A 16,543-nucleotide genomic window follows, 5' to 3' on the forward strand; every position below is an offset into this window, starting at 1 on the left:
CTCAGCCGCCCTCCAGGGCCAGCAGGTAGTCGCGCCGCCAGCGGTTGATGTCGTACTCGCGCAGGTGCTCCATCATCGCCTGCCAGCGCTCGATGCGTTCGCCGCGCGGCATGTTCGCCGCGGTGGCGATGGCGTCGGCGACGCCGTCCAGGTCGTGCGGGTTGACCAGCAATGCCTGCTTGAGTTCGTCGGCGGCACCGGCCAGCAGCGACAGCACCAGCACGCCGGGATCGTCCGGGTCCTGCGAGGCAACGTACTCCTTGGCCACCAGGTTCATGCCGTCGCGCAGCGGCGTCACCAGCCCCACCGCGGCTTCGCGGTAGAAGCCGGTCAGGGTGCTGTGCGCGTAGTTCTGGTTGACGTAGCGCAGCGGGGTCCAGTCGGCCTCGGCGTGGCTGCCGTTGATATGCCCGGCAAGCTGCTCCAGTTCGCTGCGCAGCGTGCGGTACTCGGCCACGCTGCCGCGCGAGACCGGCGCGATCTGCAGGAAGGTCATGCTGCCCTTCTGCTGCGGGTAGCGCGCCAGATAGCGCTCGAAGCCATGGAAGCGCTCGGGCAGGCCCTTGGAGTAGTCCAGGCGGTCCACGCCGATGGCCAGCTTGCGCTCCTGCAGGCTGTGCCGCAGCGCGCGTACCGGGCTGTTGCCGGTGGCCACGCGCGCCTGCCGCGCGATGTGCGCCGTGTCGATGCTGATCGGGAACGCGGCGATGCGCACGCGGCGCCCGTCGGGGGCCTGGATGTGCGCCTCGTCGATGACGCGGCCGCCGCCGAACAGGCGCACCCACGACTGGAAGCGGTCCATGTCGCGCCGGGTCTGGAAGCCGAGCAGGTCGCAGGCATACAGCGCCGAGAACAGCGAGTGGTGCTCGGGCAAGGCCTGCACCAGGTCCGCCGAAGGCACCGGCACGTGCAGGAAGAAACCGATGCGGCAGCCGATGCCGCGCTCGCGCAGCAGCGCCGCCAGCGGAATCAGGTGGTAGTCGTGGATCCATACGATGTCGTCGTCGCGCAGCATCGGCGCGAGCCGGTCGGCGAACAGCGTGTTGACCCGCCAGTAGCCCTCGCGCTTGCTGCGGTCGTAGTCCACCAGGTCCAGGCGGAAGTGCAGCAGCGGCCACAGCGCGCGGTTGGAGAAGCCGTTGTAGTAGTTGTCCAGATCGGCCTTGGACAGGTCCAGGGTGGCGTAGCGGATGGCGCCATCGCTGTGTTCGTGCAGTTGCCCGCTGGGCCCGGCCACGCTGCGCCCGCTCCAGCCGAACCACAGGCCGCCGCGTTCCTTCAGTGCGGCCTGCAGTGCCACGGCAAGGCCGCCTGCTCGGTTCTCGCCGGGCAGCGCGACCCGGTTGGAAACCACCACCAGGCGGCTCACGAGGCCTCCTGCCAGCTGCGCGACAGCCGCATCGCGGCCGTGATCAGGCCCACGTGCGAGTAGGTCTGCGGGAAGTTGCCCCATTGCTCGCCGTCGCTGAAGGCCAGGTCCTCGGACAGCAGCCCGAGGTGGTTGCGCCGTGCCAGCACGCTTTCGAACAGGGCGCGGGCCTCGTCCATGCGGCCGATCGCGGCCAGTGCGTCGATGTACCAGAACGTGCAGATGGTGAAGCTGGTCTCCGGCGCGCCGAAGTCATCGGGGGCGACATAGCGGAACAGCGCGTCGCCGCGGCGCAGGCCGTGGCCGATGGCCTCCACCGTGGCGACATAGCGCGGGTCGTCCGCGTCGATGAAGCCGATGTCGGCCAGCAGCAGCAGCGAGGCATCCAGGTGGGTGCCGTCGAGGGTGTCGGTGAAATGGCCCCGCTGCGCGTTCCATCCGCGCGCCAGCACCCGCTCGCGGATGTGGTCGGCGCGTTCGCGCCACAGCGTGGCGCGCTCGCCCAGTTCCAGGCGCACGGCGATCTTGGCCAGGCGGTCGCAGGCGGCCCAGCACATCGCGGCGGTATAGGTATGCACCGCGGTGCGGCCACGGAATTCCCACAGCCCGGCATCGGGGACGTCGTGCAGGGCATAGGCGCGTTCGCCCAGCGGTTCGAGCCGGGCGAAGGTATGCACGTCGCCCGGGTCGTTCAGGCGCTGGTCGAAGAACAGCTGAGTCGAGGCCAGTACCACCGAGCCGTAGACATCGTGCTGCCGCTGCAGCCAGGCCAGGTTGCCGCGCCGCACCGGGCCCATGCCGCGGTAGCCGGCCAGCGATGGCACTTCGTGCTCGTCGAGCCGTTCCTCCAGGCCGATGCCGTACAGCGGCTGCAGGCTGCCGTCGGTGGTGGCCAGGTTGAAGATGTAGCGCAGGAAGTCCTCCATCGTCCGGGTCGCGCCCAGCCGGTTGAGCGTACGCACCACGAAGGCGGCATCGCGCAGCCAGCAGTAGCGGTAATCCCAGTTGCGGGCGCTGCCCGGGGCCTCGGGAATGGAGGTGGTCATCGCGGCGATGATCGCGCCGCTGTCCTCGTACTGGCACAGCTTGAGGGTGATGGCGCTGCGGATCACCGCGTCCTGCCATTCCAGCGGGATGGACAGGTAGCGGGTCCATTCGCGCCAGTAGTCCTCGGTGCGCTGCTGCGCTTCCTGCGCGTAGCTGGCGAGCGAGCGGTCCAGCGGCTCGTCCACGCCCAGTACCAGTTCCATGGGGTGGGCGAGCACGAACGGCAGCGCCTCGCGGATGAAGCGCACCGGCACGTCGGTGGTCAGGCGCAGGGTGAAGCCCGGCAGCAGCCAGCGCAGGTGGTTGCTGCCCCAGGTGCATTCGGGAACGCGTGCGCCCCAGTCGGCCAGCGGTCGCGCCAGCACGCGGATGCGCGGGTTGCCGGCCAGCGGGCGGATGCGCCGGATCAGGCTCGGCGGACGGTAGAAGCGGTCGTTGCGGCGCCAGCGCGGGGCGAAGTCGATCACTTCCACCTGCCCGCCATGGGCGTCGCGCAGCACCGTGCGCAGGATCGCGGTGTTGGTGATGTAGTGCTGCTCGCTGCCGGCGTAGTCCTCCAGCTCGATGGCGAAGTCGCCGCCGTCATGCCCGCGCGGCGACAACAGCGCGCAGAACGCCGGGTCGCCGTCGAACGCGGGCAGGCAACTCCACACCACGCGTGCATGTCGGTCGATCAGGGCGCCGAAACTGCCATTGCCGATGACGCCCATCTCGAGGTTGGCTTGAAGCATCGCTTCCTCCTTGCTGGTGGGGAGGCCAGGCCTCCCCGGGTGTGCAAACGCGCACGCCGCCGGTGACCCGGCGGCGCGACATGGCATCAGGCCGCGCCCGCGCGCAGCCAGTCATGCATCGCGGCCACGTCCGGCAGGGCATGGCGGGCCTGGGTCGGGGAGCGGTCGCCGACCAGGATTCCGTAGCCGCCCAGCCGCGTCGCCGCGGCGAAGCCGTATTCGTCGGTGAGGTCGTCGCCGACGAATACCGGGTAGCGTCCGGCGAATGGCGCCGCGCTCATCAGCGCGGTCACCGCGGCGCCCTTGTCGTGGTTGGCGGACACCAGCTCGACGACGTGGTTGCCCGGTTGCAGGCGCACGCCCGGCAGCCGCGGCAGCTGTGCGCGCGCGAATGCGTCCACCGCCTGCGCGGCATCCGGTGCGTTGCGCCAGTGCAGGGCCAGGGCCTGGCCCTTGGCTTCCACGCGCACGCCGGGGTGCGCATGCGCGAAGCGCATCGCCTGTACGTGCAGCTCGTGCAGCCAGGACGCGGTTTCGCCGGCTTGTGCCGGTTCCCCGGCGCCGCGCCGCAATTGTGTGCCGTGCAGGCCGGCGGCGGGCAGCCGCAAGGGGGCGAACAACTGGTCCAGTTGCGCCAGCGGACGGCCACTGACCAGTGCCACGGCGCCATCGAGGCGCTCGCCGATGCGGGCTATCCAGTCGCGGACGCCTGGCGGCAGGCGTACGTCTTCGGGTTGTGCGGCGAACCCGACCAGTGTGCCGTCGACATCGAGGAACAGTGCACACGCGGGATCCAGCGCGGGGGGCGGGCTGATGGACGCTTTGAGCATGCGCCCACCATGCCATGCACGGCGTGAGCGGAAAGTTATCGCAGCGCCGCGTGACGGCTGGAAACCGGGCGCTGGTCCCGGTTTCCAGCACAGGGTCAGAACGCGTAGCGCACGCGGCCGTACCAGTACGCACCCTTGCTGCCGATCGGCGACAGCACGTCATAGGGCAGGTTGCCGAAGTAGTGGATGTCCTGGTTGGAGCGGTCCGGGTAGTTGTCGGTCAGGTTCTGCCCGCCGACGGCCACGCTCCATGCCGGGGTGATGCGGTATTCCACTTCCGCATCCAGCTGCCATTCCGCGCCATAGGTCTGGGTCGGAGTGAAGCCGCCGCCGAAATCGAACACGCGGCGGGCGCTGCCATGGCGGCTCAGGCGGCTGTTGAGCGACCAGCGGTCGTCGGTCCAGCTTGCCGCCAGCTGTGCGCGGGTGCGCGGCGCGGCGTCGGTGAGGGTATTGCTTTCCTCCACGCCGAACAGCACGTAGCCCGGATCCAGCGCGAGCAGCTGCGGCGGCGTGGCCAGCACGTTCTTCAGCTCGGTCCTGGCGTAGCTCCAGGTGCCGGTGAGCAGCAGGTCGCCGCCGCCCAGCGTCTGCCGCCAGTTGGCGACGAACTCGGCGCCACGGGTGCGGGTGTCGGCGGCATTGACGAAGTAGTGCGCGCTTTCCAGCCCGCTCACGCCGAAGCGTTGCTGCACGAAGTCGGTCAGTGCGTCGCCGGTGATGCTCTCCGACAGCGCGATGCGGTCGTCGATGTCGATCTGGAACAAGTCCAGCGACAGGTCCAGGTGGCTGCCGATCTGGCTGGTGAAGCCGAGGCTGTAGTTGATCGACTTCTCCGGCTTCAGGTCGCGGGCGCCGAGCGCGCGCGCGATCGGGTTGTTCACCGACAGCAGCCGGCCCTGCACCAGCTGGCCGCCGGCGGTGTAGCCGGTGGAGGTGGATTCGAAACCGGTCTGGCTCAGCGACGGCGCGTGGAAGTTGTTGGAGATGGCGCCGCGCAGCGCGAACGCCGGCGCGAACGCATAGCGTGCGCCGAGCTTGCCGGTGAGCTCGCCACCGAAGTCCTGGTAGTGCTCGTAGCGTGCGGCGATGTCGGTGGAGAATTTCTCGCCGAAGGTCGAGGACAGGCTGGTGTAGGCGCTGGCCACGTCGCGGCTGAGGTGCGCTTCGTCCTGCGGGGTCAGGCCGCCACCGGCCTGCGAGCCGGTCGGGCGGTCGGTGTACGGGCCGGCGGCGTAGCTGGCCGGGTCGCCGGCGCCGGTCTCGTAGCGTTCGTGGCGCGCTTCCACGCCGAAGCCGAGGCTGTGGCTGTCGTCGGCGCGCACGAAGATGCGGCCGACATCGAGGTTGGCTACGGTCTGCTCGAACGCGTAATCGCCGGTCTTGAAGCGGGTGGGGCTGGCCGGGCCGAGCGAGGCGTTGAGCGAATCGCGCAGGCGGTAGGTGAATTCGTTGCGGCCGTGGTCGAGGCTGGCGTCGTAGTTCCACTCGCCCCACTGGCCGCGCGCACCGGCCACCAGCTGCACGTCGAGGTTCTCGCCTTCGGAGACGGGGCGGTAGCCGTGCGGGTAGAGCTGCTTCCAGTTGGCTTCGCCGTCGGGATAGCGGAAGTAGTTGGCGCCTTCGGTATCGCGCTGGTTGTAGGTGCCGAACGCATAGGCCTTGGAGGTCGCGCCGAACGGGATTTCGGTGTTGAACCAGGCGTTGAGATCCTTGCTGGCGCCGTCGCCCAGGGCGTAGTTGCGCTTGCCGGCCAGGGCCAGGTTGTCGGGGGTCTGTGCCTCCCACGGCGGGATCTGGTCGACCCCGGCGCGGTTGGTGGCTTCGCGGTTCTTCAGTTCCAGGCCGACGCGCAGGAAGCCGCCGTCATCGCCCAGCGCGGTGCCGACCTTGGCGCTGAGAAAGCCGGTCTGGCCGTCGGTCAGGGTGCGGCCGATCGGCTTGAGGTCGGTATGGTGGGCGCCGAAGCTGGCTTCGATGGCGCCACCCCCGGGGGCATCGTCGAGGATCACGTTGATCACCCCCGCCACCGCGTCGGAGCCGTACAGCGCGCCGGCGCCGTCGCGAAGCACCTCGATGCGCTTGATGGCGCTGACCGGGATGGCGTTGAAGTCCACCGGCGTGGTGCCCTTGCCGATCTTGCTGTCGGTGTTGACCAGCGCCGAGTTGTGGCGGCGCTTGCCGTTGACCAGCACCAGCACCTGGTCCGGCGACAGCCCGCGCAGCTGCGCCGCGCGCACGTGGTCGGCACCGCCGGAGTTGGACTGCCGCGGGAAGTTGAACGAGGGCAGCAGCGCCTGCAGCGCGCTGCCGAGTTCGCCGTTGACCACGCCGGCCTTGCGGATGTCCTCGGCGGTGAGCACGTCCACCGGCGAGGTGGATTCCAGTACGGTGCGGTCGTTGGCGCGGGTGCCGGTGACGATCACGGTGTCGAGCGTGGTCGCCGGGCCGGATGCCTCCTGGGCATAGGCGGGCGAGGACAATGCCAGCACGACGGCCAGGCCGAGCGGTGCCGGGGAAATACGGGCCATTGGGGGGAACTCCGGGGGTGACGTGGGAAGGGAGTCCGGATGCTTTGTTACATTCATCCGGATGGAGCGATATGTTATCTTCGCGTGATGCCGCTGCCCGGTGCAAGCCCCGCGTGGCATCAGCTCATCCGTAAACGTGATATGCCGCTGCAGCGACCGGTACGCCATCCTTGCAGGGCCCTCCAGAGGTCATCCATGAAGTCATCCGTTTTCCTGTTTCCGCTGCTGTTGTGCCTGGGCGGGGTTGCCGCCGCCGCCCCTCCCGCTGACCCGCCGGCGGCGACCGCCGCGCTGCATGGCGACGCCGCGCGCCCCGCGGAGGGCGCGCACTGGGTACGCAGCGAGCTGTACTTCGGCGTGGGCCGGGAGGACGGCGAATCCAGCCGCGTGCAGACCGACTCGATCAGCCAGGCGCAGTGGCGCGCGTTCCTCGACGGCGAAGTGACGCCGCGCTTCCCCGACGGCCTGACCGTGTTCGATGCGTACGGCCAGTGGTTGTTCCGCGGGGCGGCCGGGCCCGAGCGGCTGCGCACCAAGGTGCTGGTGGTGCTGCACGAGGACACGCCGCAGCGCCGCAACGACATCGAGGCGATCCGCCTGGCATGGAAGCAGGCCACCGGCCACCAGTCGGTGCTGTGGGCGCGACAGGCGGTGGACGTCTCGTTCTGAGCATCGCGTGAGCCGGGCCGGGGCGTGGCACCCGCGTCCCGGCAGTGGTTTTCCTCCTTCTTTTCCCCGGTCCATCCATGGCTCCCCACTCCGCAGCCCCGCGCCCGCGCTGGTTCGTCGCCGGCGACCTCAACGGCTTTTTCGGCCTGGTGGTCGACAACCTGTCCATCCTCGGCTTCATCGCCATGGCGCTGGTGGGCATCTTCCAGTTCCCGGCCGAGGTGGTGTTCGGGCGCATGTTCCCGGGCACCGCCTTCGGCGTGCTGGTGGGCAACCTGCTGTACACGCTGATGGCGCGGCGGCTGGCCGTGCGCAGCGGCCGCGACGATGTCACCGCGATGCCGCTGGGGCTGGACGCCCCGACCAGCATCGGCATGGCGCTGCTGGTGCTGGGCCCGGCCTTCGCCGGCTTCCGCCAGCAGGGCATGGAACCGCACGCCGCGGCGATGGCCACCTGGCAGCTGGGCATGGCGGCGCTGGTGATCATGGGCGTGCTCAAGCTGGTGCTGTCGTTCTTCGGCGAGGCGGTGACCCGCGCGCTGCCGCGGGCCGCGCTGCTGGGCTCCATCGCCGGCATCGCGCTGGTGTTGATGGGACTGCTGCCGCTGCTGGAGGCCCTGCGCTCGCCGGTGGCCGGCTTCGTCACCCTGGGCCTGTTGCTGTACGTGCTGGTCGCCAAGGGGCGCCTGCCGGTACGCGCGCCGGGGGTGCTGGTGGCCTTCGTCGTCGGTACCGCGCTGTACTACGGGCTGGGACTGGCGGGGCTGGGGGCACCGGGTTTCGCCCTGCCGCAGTGGACGCCGCCGCAGGTGGTGCTGCCGCTGCCGACGCTGGGCTTCATCGACGGCCTGCCGGCGGCGCTGGACTACCTGCCGCTGCTGCTGCCGTTCGGCCTGCTGATGGTGGTCGGCGGCATCAATGTGTCCGAGAGCGCGCGCGCGGCCGGCGACGACTACCGCACCCGCGACATCCTGCTGGTGGAGGCCGTGGCCACGCTGGTGGCCGGGCTCTGCGGCGGCGTCGCCCAGACCACTCCGTATATCGGCCAGCCGGCCTACAAGCACATGGGCGCACGCAGCGGCTACACGCTGCTGACCGGCCTGTTCGTCGGCATCGGCGGCATGCTCGGGGTGATCTCGGGGCTGGTGCAGTGGCTGCCGCTGGCGGTACTGGCGCCGATCATCGTGTACGTGGCCATCGACATCACCACCCAGGCGTTCGAGGCCACGCCGAAGCGGCATGCCGCGGCGATGGTGCTCGGCTTCCTGCCCTCGGTGGCCTACCTGCTGGCGATCAAGGCCCCGGGCTGGATCGCGCCGGAGCGGCTGCTGGAACTGACCACAACGCTGGACGGCCACGGCCTGCCGGAACTGGCGGTGATCTTCGCCCTGGGCAACGGCTTCATCATCACCGCGATGCTGTGGATCGCCATGCTGGTGGCGATGATCGAGCAGCAGCTCCGGCGCGCCTCGGCGCTGTTGCTGGTGGCCGCGCTGCTGACCCTGTTCGGCCTGATCCACTCGGTCGATCCGCGCGGCGGCGTGTACCTGCCGTGGACACTGCAGGGGCTGCAGCGGAGCATCAGCTGGCAGTTCGCCGGTGCCTACGTGGCGCTGGCGGCAGTACTGGCCCTGCTCGGCTCGTTCCGGCCAGCAGGGGGCAAGGACGCCCGGGCAGAGGGATAAGCCAGGCCCCGCGCTCCGGGTGATCCGGGGCGGCGATTGAACGAAGTACGGAGCGGGCAGGGGCGCTCCCGTTTCCGGCAAGGTGGCCGGACGCGTGAGTCGGGACTGCAGGCACTCATCCATTGGCGTTGCGGGGCTGTCGCCTCGCTTCGGATGAGGAGTGGGCGTTGCGGACAGGGGGCGCGCGATTTTCCTGTTGATTCGCAAGGCATCGCTGCGCGCGGGGTAGCCTGGGAATCCGTTGCAGCGGACAGCCGGCAGGGTGCGGTGCCTGCGCTGGGGCATGTGCATGGAGAGCCCGTGTCCCGGGTATAATTTGAGAATGATTATCATGTTCACAATGGCCGGCGTGATCTACGGGGCGCCGGCGACAGCGGAGATCCTCCCGATCCGGAGGCGCCCGGGAGGGGCTGCCTTGAACGCGCCGCCCGGCCGGGCCGGCATGAGGCGCACGAAACGCACGCTGGCCGATCATGAGCGGCGCATGCATTGGCTGGCGGCGGCAAGCACCGTGCTGCTGCACATGGCCGCAGCGATGGGCGTGTTGGGGGGCTGGGCACGGATGCCGGTGCCGGCGAAGGTTGCGGAGGAGACCGTGCGGGTGCAGTTGAGCCTGCTGCCGCCCGCGGCCCCGGCGATACCGGTGGCGCAGTTGCAGGCACCGGTGCCGACCCCCGACAGCACGGCGTCGCCGCCGCGCTCTTCCGCCGCGCTGGCGCCGCCGACCTCCGAACGGGTGCTGGCCGAGGCCATACCTGCGGCCGCGCAGTTTCCCGACATGGCTGCCGAGGCGATACCGGAGCCGTCCTCATCGCCCGCGTCGCCGGACGAAACCGCCGAACGCAGCCAGCAGGCCGCGCCGCCCGCACCCTCGCTGCCGCCGGCGCCGCGCCATGCCGGCAGAACGCAGGCGAACTGGACCGGCGATGTGCTGGCCCGGCTGGAGCGGTTCCGCCACTATCCGCGCGCGGCACAGGTCGCGCGGCAGCAAGGGGTGGCCTACGTGCACGTGCGCATCGACCGGCAGGGGCGGGTGTTGTCGGTGGCATTGCAACGCAGCAGCGGCCATGCGTCCCTCGACGAGGAGGCATTGCAGACCTTCCATCGCGCGCAGCCGCTGCCAGCGCCGCCGGCTTCGCTGCCCGACCCGGTGGAACTGGAAGTGCCGGTGGAGTTCTTCCTGCGCTGAAGCGCGGCACGCAGCGTTGCCGCGGCGACAAGCATGCCTGTCCACCAGGTCGTGACCGTTCCGGGCGGATCTGTGCGGGCACCTCCTGCGCTTCACCCTGCCGTGCGGATGACGAAGGCGCCCGCGGCGCCGAAACCCGCGCCGGTCAATCTGCCTGGTCGTGCCGGATGCCGAGAACGACGCCTTGCTGCCGCCAGTGCCGCAGCAGGTCGTACCCGGTTGCCATGAATGCGGCGGGATCGGGCGCGGCGGTTTCACCGGCCAACCGGGCAAGTGCTTCGGCCGCGCTCGGCGGTCGTGGCTGTGCCAGCCATTCCAGCAGGCGGAAACTGGCCGGGCTGAGCTCGGCGAAACACACCTCGCCGGTTGGCGCACGCCACACCAGCAGCAGTGTCGGCATGGCCGGGGGCGTGTCCTCGGGCAGCCGGTCTCCGCCGAGGCGATGCACCGGCCAGCGGTAGGCCAGCGCGCGCAGCCAGGGCGACAGCACGGGGGTGCCGGTCTGCAGGTCCCCCTCCGCGAGGTGCGCCGGCGCCGGGTCGTCGGCGGTCTGCAGGGTCAGTTCGACTGTTTCGTAGTGCGCCAGTTCGACCAGCCAGGCCGGTGCTTCGGCTTGCGGGGTCTGCAGGTAGGTGACGAATTCGGACGGGATGCGGGCGAACAGCGGGCTCTGGCAGCGGTGCCGGGCATGGAAGTGGCGTACCCGGGCCTGCCATGCGTTTTCCCCGAGCAGGGTCCGGCAGACGGGGAAGGCGGCGTCCAGCATGCGTTGCAGGTTGCCGAGGACCAGCTCGCGGTACAGCGCCAGCCGGCGCGCCTCGATGCCGGGCGGTGGCGGCGCATGGTCCGGGTCGCGGAGATGGTGGGCGAACTGCAACTGCTGCCGGCGCAACGTGTCCTGGTTCATCGCGGCCGTCCGGGTGTGGCGGCGGCCTGGATGCGGCGGATGTGCGCCACTTCGTCCAGCAGCTCGGGCAGCGGCGGAAAACCAAAGTCGCGCTCCAGCAGGGTGGGGTGTACGCCGTGGAGGTCGAAGGCCAGCGCCAGCAACCCCCAGACCGGCTCGCTCACCGCGCTGCCGTGGGTGTCTACCTTCAGATCCGGCGCGACATCCAGATGCCCGGCGACGTGGTAGCCCGCGACCCGCCGGGAGGGCATGCGCGCGATGAAACCGGCGGCGTCATAGCCGTGATTGACGGCGTTGACCTGCACGTTGTTGACGTCCAGCAGCAGGTCGCAGTCGGCTGCATCGAGCACCGCATTGATGAAATCGGCCTCGTCCATGTCGCGCCAAGGGGCGGCGTAGTAGGCGATGTTCTCCACGGCGATGCGCCGCCCCAGCAGGTCCTGGGCCTGGCCGATGCGTGCGGCCACGTGGCGCACCGCCGCTTCGGTGAAGGGCAGCGGCAGCAGGTCGTACAGGTGGCCTTCGTCGGTGCAGTAGCTCAGGTGCTCGCTGTAGTGGTGTACGCGGTGGCGGTCGAGGAAGGCACGGGTGCGGGCGAGGAACTCCCGGTCCAGCGGTTCCGGCCCGCCCAGCGACAGCGACAGGCCGTGGCAGGTCAGCGGATGACGGGCGGCCAGCGCGGCCAGTGCCTCGCCCGGTGGGCCACCGATGCCGACCCAGTTGTCGGGCGCGCATTCGAGGAAATCGAAGGCGCCACCGGGCGCTGCGGCCAGCTCCGCCAGCAGGTCCCGCCGCAGGCCGAGTCCGGCCGATGCGGCAGGCAGGGAGGAGGCGGGGGCCGGCATGCCGAAGGCCGTAACGTCAGCGCCCGGCGCGTGGCGAGGCATCCGCATCCGTGACGGGCTGTGCCTGCTGCGGCTTGGGCTTGGGCTTGGCGTTGGCAGCAGGGGCAGGAGCCGGAGCGGCCGCAGGAGTGGCGGGGGTAGCGGGTGCGTGGGCCCCGCACTTGCCTTCGCCGCACTTGCCTTCCTGGGCCTTCTTCGCCACGGCCGGGGCGGCTTGCGGGCTGGCGGCTGCATCCTGTGCGTAGCCGCCGGCCATCGCCTGCACGGCGAAGGTGGAGCCGGCCAGTGCGAGGCTGCCGGTCAGGGCCGAGCGGAGGATGCGGGAGGTCGAGGTGTCGTCAGGCATGGGAGTCTCCGGGTGCGGCCGGGCCGCAAGAATGAGGGAATTGCGAAGGCAGGCTACAGGCTTTGCAGGAATTCGGTGATGGCTTCCAGCTCGGTCTTGTGCAGGTCCAGCACTTTCAGCAGCGGGTCCGGCTGCGGAAACAACGGGTCGTCGGCCTGGCCCGGCTTCGGTTGCGGGCGCGGCATGCCGACGTTGTACATGTTGACGATACCGCGCATCTGGGTGAATCCGCCCGTATGCATCCACGGCCCGGTACTGCTTACGTTGCGCAGCGAAGGGGTGCGGAATTTGCCGCTGTCGGCGGGGTCGCCGGTGATTTCGTAGCGGCCCAGGTCCTGTTGCGGACGGCCGTAGAAGTGCAGGCCGAGGTTGTGGAAGCCGTTGTTGGTCAGGGCCGGGCCGCTGTGGCAGTTCATGCAGCGCGCATGGGTGCGGAACAGGTGCAGGCCCCACAGCTGCTGGTCGCCGAGCAGGGTGCGGTTGCCTTCGAGGAAACGGTCGAAGCGGTTGTTGCGTGGCACCAGCGTGCGCTCATAGGCGGCGATGGCCTGGCCTACTTCGCGCACGCTGATCCTGCGGCTGCCGAACACGCGGGCGAATTCGGCCGGGTAATCCTTGCTGCGGTTCAGGCGCTGCTCCAGTTCCCGGGTGGTGAAGGCCATTTCCCGGGAATCCTGGATCGGAAACGCGGCCTGTTCTTCCAGCGTGGCGGCGCGTCCGTCCCAGAACAGGGGATGCGCATACGCGGCCATCGCCACGCTCATCGCGTTGCGCTTGCCGGCCTGGCGGTCGTGGCCGAAGGACACCTTGCGGCCATCGCCCCAGCCCAACTGGCGGTCGTGGCAGCTGGCGCAGGCGATCTGCCCGGAGCGCGACAGGCGTGGATCCTCGAACAGCCTCCTGCCCAGTGCGATTTTTTCCGGGGTACCCGGATTGTCGGCCGGCTCGGGAGGGTGTTTCGGCAGCGGCGCCAGCTCCTGCCATTGCACGCCCTCGTCGATGTGGGGCGCGGGCCATTGCGCGACCGGCAGGGCATAGACGCGGCGCAGGCAATCGAAATCGATGCTTGGCGCGCTCGGTGCGATGCGCTGGCGGCATTGCTCCAGCGTGGGTGCGGCGTCCGGCGCATTGGCGCCGGTTTGCGCGTGGGCGACGTACAGGCCGCCCACCGAGCACAACAGCAGGACTGCGGGCAGCAGGCGTGATGGAGAGAGGATGCGTGGCATTCGAGTCAGAACCCGGTGGCGATCATGGAGGGGCGTGCCGCCACCGGCCAGACTGGAATCAGCGGCTGGCGCAGTGGCCAGCGGATACGGTCTGCGAAGGGAAGCGGCACCCGCCCGGGGAGAAGGCCGGCGGCAGCCGACCACAGGCTGCCGCCGGCCAACACGTTGCGGGCATGCGTAGTGCCAATGGACACGCCCGGCGGGGGCAGCAGCACGATCTGCAATGCCACCATCGCCAACGCTGCCCACATCCGCGCATCGGTGATGCGGGCCGGTCGGACATGCAACGCGGCAGGCGTGCTCATCGTCTGCATCTCCCGGTCAGAACCTGTAACCCAGTTCCAGCCAGAAGCTGCGGCCGGCCTCGTAGTACATCGAGCTGGAGGTGGTGCCGCTGATCTTGTTGGCGCGGTTCAGGATGTTGGCGACTTCGACGCGGGCATAGGCCTGCTGCTCGCGTGGCAGCTCCAGGGTGTATTCGAAGGTGCTGTCGAAGGTGAAGGCGCGCGGGTAGTCGCGGTCGACGTAGGCGTCCAGGCTCTCGCCGTTGTAGTCGCCGCTGCCGTCCCTGACGATGTCGCGGAAGCCGGCGCGGTAGCGCAGGAAATTGCTCCACAGCAATTCGCCGTGCCCCAGCGGCAGGCGGGTCTGGGTGGACAGGCGAGCAGTCCATTTGCGCGCAAAGTCCCTGGCCGGCAGGTCGTACAGCCACACCGCCTCGCCCTTGTACAGGACCCGCTCGTCGCTGGCATCGCTCCAGCTGGTCTGGTAGTCGGTGTAGTTGCGTTTGGTGTCGGTGTAGTCGAAGGCAAACTGCAGTCTGGTATGGCTGCGGCCCCAGTCCAGCGTCTGCGCCGGGGCGGCGCTCAAGGTGTGGATGCTGCTCCGGCTGCGGCCCTTGTTGACGTACTGGTAGACGCTGGTGGAGTAGTAGCCGCTGGCGTCGCCGCTGCGCACCGATTGGCGCAGCACTTCGTCCTTGTTGTCGCGGTTGACGTATTTCAGGCTGACGTCCCAGCCCTTCCAGTGCTGGTCGAAGCCGAGGGTCCATTCGTCGGTGTGCGGGATGTCCACCTCGGAGATGCGGTTGGTCGAGGTCGCCAGGGTTCCGGTCACGCTGTCCCACGAGGTGCTGCTGCTGGTGCGCAGCTTGATCTCGGTCAGGCGTTCGCGGCCTTCGCGCAGCAGGTAGCTGAAGAAATTGCGCCCGTAGTAGCGGTTGACGCCGGCGGTCAGCACCGATTCGCGATTGCCGAGGATGTCCCATGACGTGGCCAGGCGCGGCGACAGCGTGGTCCGGTTCCAGATGTTGTCGTCCTCCACGCGCAGGCCGGGACGCACGCTCCAGTTGCCCATGCGGATGTCGTCCTGCACCCAGCCGGCCCATTCGTTGCCGCTGACGCTGAACCTGCCGGCGTGGTAGGTGGTCAGGCGGCGGAAGTACTGGCCCTGGCCGGCCACCAGGATGGGGGCGGCGACCGTGCCGGTGGAGGCCTGCACCGGAGACAGCGAGCAGCCGTCGCTGTCCACGCTGCCGTTGCTGAGGGCGCAACGGGTGGTGGCGTAGGGCTGCAGGTAGCTGAAGTGGTCGTTCAGGCGCTCGTAGTCGGCCTTGCGCTGCTGGTAGGACGCGCCGAACTGCAGCGTGTGGCGGCTGGCGCCCCAGTCGAAGGCCGCGCGGTTGGCCTCGAACCGGTATCCGGTTTTACGGTCGTGCTGGTCGATGTTGCCCCAGCTGCCCTCGAAGCTGCTGTTGTTCACGCCCCAGTCGTGGGCGTCGGATCTGGCCCAGGCCTTCCAGTAGTCCACCTGGCTGCGGCGCGAGCTTTCCAGGTCGCTGTAGCTGAGCGTGTTGTTGAACGACCACGCGGCGCGGTCCAGGTTGGCGCGCAGGCTGAGCACGGGGCCGCCCTGCTTTATGTCGAACCAGGCGTCCCTGGCGTTCATGATGAAGTAGCGGTCGTCGGTGGGCGCATGGACCAGGTTCGCGCCCAGCGTCAGCCCTTCGCCGTTGCTCCAGTCCACATTGAGGGTGGCGGCGGTGTTTTCGCGGGTCTGGGTCTTGCTGTTGGCATCGGTCGTGCTGGCGTTGCCTGCGCTGTAACCGCGCAGCGGAATGTCCGAACGCGTGCGGGTGAGCGTTCCGACCATGCCGATGCCGGCAGCGGTGCGGCCTTCCAGGCGCACCCCGAACTTGTACTTGTCGTAGCTGGGCTGGTAGGCGAAGGTGGCCGACTGGTCCCAGGTGGTTTCCTGGCCGCGCGGAATGATGACCTCGTCCCAGGCCGAGCGCGCCATGCGCAACCAGACCTTGCCGTGGAGTGCGTCGCCGGCCTTGCGCGTCTGTGCATCGACCACGCCGCCGGTGAAGTTGCCGAAGCTGGCGGGCACGTTGCTGTCATAGACGGTCACGCTTTCCAGCATGTCGGTGTCGATGGCGATGCCCTGCGACTGGCTGGGTACGTCGTTGATGTTGTTGACGTCGGCGACGGAGGTGAAGGCGTTGGCCGGGTCGATGTCATTGTTGACGCTGACGCCGTCGAGCAGGAACGCGTTCTGGTAGAACGGCGCGCCGTTGATGCTGATGTCGGCCGGGCGGATTTCGCCGCCGTTGCGCGAGCTGCGCGCGGTTTCGCCGGACTGCACCGCCGGGTTGATGCGCAGCAGGGTGGCGAGGTCGCCGTTGCCCTTGTTGGTGTCCTGGATGTAGGCCTGGTCCAGCACGGCACCTTCCGAATAGGGGAAGGCGCGCTGCGCGCCGATGCGCAGCGGTGCCAGCGCGATCGTGCCGTTGCCGGCCGGTGCCCTCTCCAGCGTGTAGCTGCCGTCGGACAGGGCGATCAGGCGCAGGCCGGAGCCCGCCAGCAGGCGTTCCAGTCCTTCACGGTCGCCGACCGGGCCACGCAGTGCGGGTGCCTGCAGGCCCGTGGTCAGCGCCGGTTGGTAGGCCAGGGCGATGCCGCGCTGGCTGGCGAAGGCGGCCAGCGAGCGGCCGAGCGGACCGGCCGGCAGCTCGGCGTTCGTCCCGGACCGGGCGGCGGCTGCGGGGACGAAGGGTGACAGCGGGGTTGCTGCGAGGGCGGCCGCGAGCAGGCTGACGCGGAGCGGGGAGGGCAGTCGGTGCATGGGGAATGTTCGAGATGAAGGGGGTACCTGATGCCTGCCACG

Annotated in this window: 13 protein-coding genes; 3 read left to right on the forward strand and 10 right to left on the reverse strand. The window is 69.6% G+C overall.

Annotated elements, in window-relative coordinates; all coding sequences use genetic code 11:
• Position 1: 1 nt before the first annotated feature.
• The 4 genes from otsA to QQA12_RS04705 form a co-directional block, all read right to left on the reverse strand.
• Positions 2-1,369, reverse strand: a complete 1,368-nt coding sequence (gene otsA / locus QQA12_RS04690) for an alpha,alpha-trehalose-phosphate synthase (UDP-forming) (protein ID WP_226050187.1) — start codon at positions 1,367-1,369, stop codon at positions 2-4.
• Positions 1,366-3,147 (reverse strand): glycoside hydrolase family 15 protein, encoded by a 1,782-nt coding sequence (locus tag QQA12_RS04695; protein ID WP_054663820.1) that lies wholly within the window; start codon positions 3,145-3,147, stop codon positions 1,366-1,368. Before QQA12_RS04695 ends, otsA begins: the two co-directional genes overlap by 4 nt.
• An 86-nt stretch (positions 3,148-3,233) precedes the next feature.
• On the reverse strand, positions 3,234-3,977 hold the full coding sequence (gene otsB / locus QQA12_RS04700) for a trehalose-phosphatase (RefSeq protein ID WP_226050186.1): 744 nt from the start codon (positions 3,975-3,977) through the stop codon (positions 3,234-3,236).
• A gap of 95 nt (positions 3,978-4,072) precedes the next feature.
• Positions 4,073-6,508, reverse strand: a complete 2,436-nt coding sequence (locus QQA12_RS04705) for a TonB-dependent receptor (protein WP_226050185.1) — start codon at positions 6,506-6,508, stop codon at positions 4,073-4,075.
• A 195-nt stretch (positions 6,509-6,703) separates the two neighbouring features.
• On the opposite strand from QQA12_RS04705, the gene QQA12_RS04710 reads away from it, so the two are divergent.
• The 3 genes from QQA12_RS04710 to QQA12_RS04720 all read left to right on the forward strand — a co-directional run bounded on the left by QQA12_RS04710 (position 6,704) and on the right by QQA12_RS04720 (position 10,051).
• Positions 6,704-7,177 (forward strand): DUF3574 domain-containing protein, encoded by a 474-nt coding sequence (locus QQA12_RS04710; protein WP_054663829.1) that lies wholly within the window; start codon positions 6,704-6,706, stop codon positions 7,175-7,177.
• Positions 7,178-7,254: 77 nt separating this feature from the next.
• Positions 7,255-8,862 carry a hypothetical protein gene (locus tag QQA12_RS04715; protein WP_226050184.1) on the forward strand — a complete coding sequence of 536 codons (1,608 nt, stop codon included), beginning with the start codon at positions 7,255-7,257 and terminating at the stop codon, positions 8,860-8,862.
• A gap of 442 nt (positions 8,863-9,304) precedes the next feature.
• Positions 9,305-10,051 carry an energy transducer TonB gene (locus tag QQA12_RS04720; RefSeq protein WP_226050183.1) on the forward strand — a complete coding sequence of 249 codons (747 nt, stop codon included), beginning with the start codon at positions 9,305-9,307 and terminating at the stop codon, positions 10,049-10,051.
• 145 nt (positions 10,052-10,196) lie between these two features.
• Here the strand turns inward: QQA12_RS04720 and QQA12_RS04725 are convergent, their stop codons facing one another.
• Genes QQA12_RS04725 through QQA12_RS04750 form a run of 6 tightly spaced genes read right to left on the reverse strand, consistent with a single transcriptional unit; the run spans position 10,197 to position 16,501 of the window.
• On the reverse strand, positions 10,197-10,958 hold the full coding sequence (locus QQA12_RS04725) for a putative DNA-binding domain-containing protein (RefSeq protein WP_226050182.1): 762 nt from the start codon (positions 10,956-10,958) through the stop codon (positions 10,197-10,199).
• Complete coding sequence (locus tag QQA12_RS04730) at positions 10,955-11,803, reverse strand: DUF692 domain-containing protein (protein WP_226050181.1); 849 nt, start codon at positions 11,801-11,803, stop codon at positions 10,955-10,957. Before QQA12_RS04730 ends, QQA12_RS04725 begins: the two co-directional genes overlap by 4 nt.
• Positions 11,804-11,819: 16 nt before the next feature.
• Positions 11,820-12,149 (reverse strand): hypothetical protein, encoded by a 330-nt coding sequence (locus QQA12_RS04735; RefSeq protein WP_226050180.1) that lies wholly within the window; start codon positions 12,147-12,149, stop codon positions 11,820-11,822.
• A gap of 53 nt (positions 12,150-12,202) precedes the next feature.
• Entirely contained in the window at positions 12,203-13,375 is a 1,173-nt protein-coding gene (locus QQA12_RS04740; protein ID WP_226050179.1) for a cytochrome c peroxidase, read from the reverse strand.
• A 5-nt stretch (positions 13,376-13,380) separates the two neighbouring features.
• Positions 13,381-13,680 carry a hypothetical protein gene (locus QQA12_RS04745; RefSeq protein ID WP_226050178.1) on the reverse strand — a complete coding sequence of 100 codons (300 nt, stop codon included), beginning with the start codon at positions 13,678-13,680 and terminating at the stop codon, positions 13,381-13,383.
• Between the two features lie 16 nt (positions 13,681-13,696).
• Positions 13,697-16,501, reverse strand: a complete 2,805-nt coding sequence (locus QQA12_RS04750; RefSeq protein ID WP_226050177.1) for a TonB-dependent receptor plug domain-containing protein — start codon at positions 16,499-16,501, stop codon at positions 13,697-13,699.
• Positions 16,502-16,543 lie beyond the last annotated feature (42 nt).

The sequence above is a fragment of the Stenotrophomonas sp. 17(2023) genome (genome assembly GCF_030345315.1).
GTDB classification, from domain to species: Bacteria; Pseudomonadota; Gammaproteobacteria; order Xanthomonadales; family Xanthomonadaceae; genus Stenotrophomonas; species Stenotrophomonas acidaminiphila.

Excerpts from the sequence above, each read along its gene's own strand:
- QQA12_RS04695 (WP_054663820.1), bottom strand. The coding sequence starts at position 3,147 with ATGCTTCAAGCCAACCTCGAGATGGGCGTCATCGGCAATGGCAGTTTC.
- otsB (WP_226050186.1), bottom strand. The coding sequence starts at position 3,977 with ATGCTCAAAGCGTCCATCAGCCCGCCCCCCGCGCTGGATCCCGCGTGT.
- QQA12_RS04705 (WP_226050185.1), bottom strand. The coding sequence starts at position 6,508 with ATGGCCCGTATTTCCCCGGCACCGCTCGGCCTGGCCGTCGTGCTGGCA.
- QQA12_RS04710 (WP_054663829.1), top strand. The coding sequence starts at position 6,704 with ATGAAGTCATCCGTTTTCCTGTTTCCGCTGCTGTTGTGCCTGGGCGGG.
- QQA12_RS04715 (WP_226050184.1), top strand. The coding sequence starts at position 7,255 with ATGGCTCCCCACTCCGCAGCCCCGCGCCCGCGCTGGTTCGTCGCCGGC.
- QQA12_RS04720 (WP_226050183.1), top strand. The coding sequence starts at position 9,305 with ATGAGGCGCACGAAACGCACGCTGGCCGATCATGAGCGGCGCATGCAT.
- QQA12_RS04725 (WP_226050182.1), bottom strand. The coding sequence starts at position 10,958 with ATGAACCAGGACACGTTGCGCCGGCAGCAGTTGCAGTTCGCCCACCAT.
- QQA12_RS04730 (WP_226050181.1), bottom strand. The coding sequence starts at position 11,803 with ATGCCGGCCCCCGCCTCCTCCCTGCCTGCCGCATCGGCCGGACTCGGC.
- QQA12_RS04735 (WP_226050180.1), bottom strand. The coding sequence starts at position 12,149 with ATGCCTGACGACACCTCGACCTCCCGCATCCTCCGCTCGGCCCTGACC.
- QQA12_RS04740 (WP_226050179.1), bottom strand. The coding sequence starts at position 13,375 with ATGCCACGCATCCTCTCTCCATCACGCCTGCTGCCCGCAGTCCTGCTG.
- QQA12_RS04745 (WP_226050178.1), bottom strand. The coding sequence starts at position 13,680 with ATGAGCACGCCTGCCGCGTTGCATGTCCGACCGGCCCGCATCACCGAT.
- QQA12_RS04750 (WP_226050177.1), bottom strand. The coding sequence starts at position 16,501 with ATGCACCGACTGCCCTCCCCGCTCCGCGTCAGCCTGCTCGCGGCCGCC.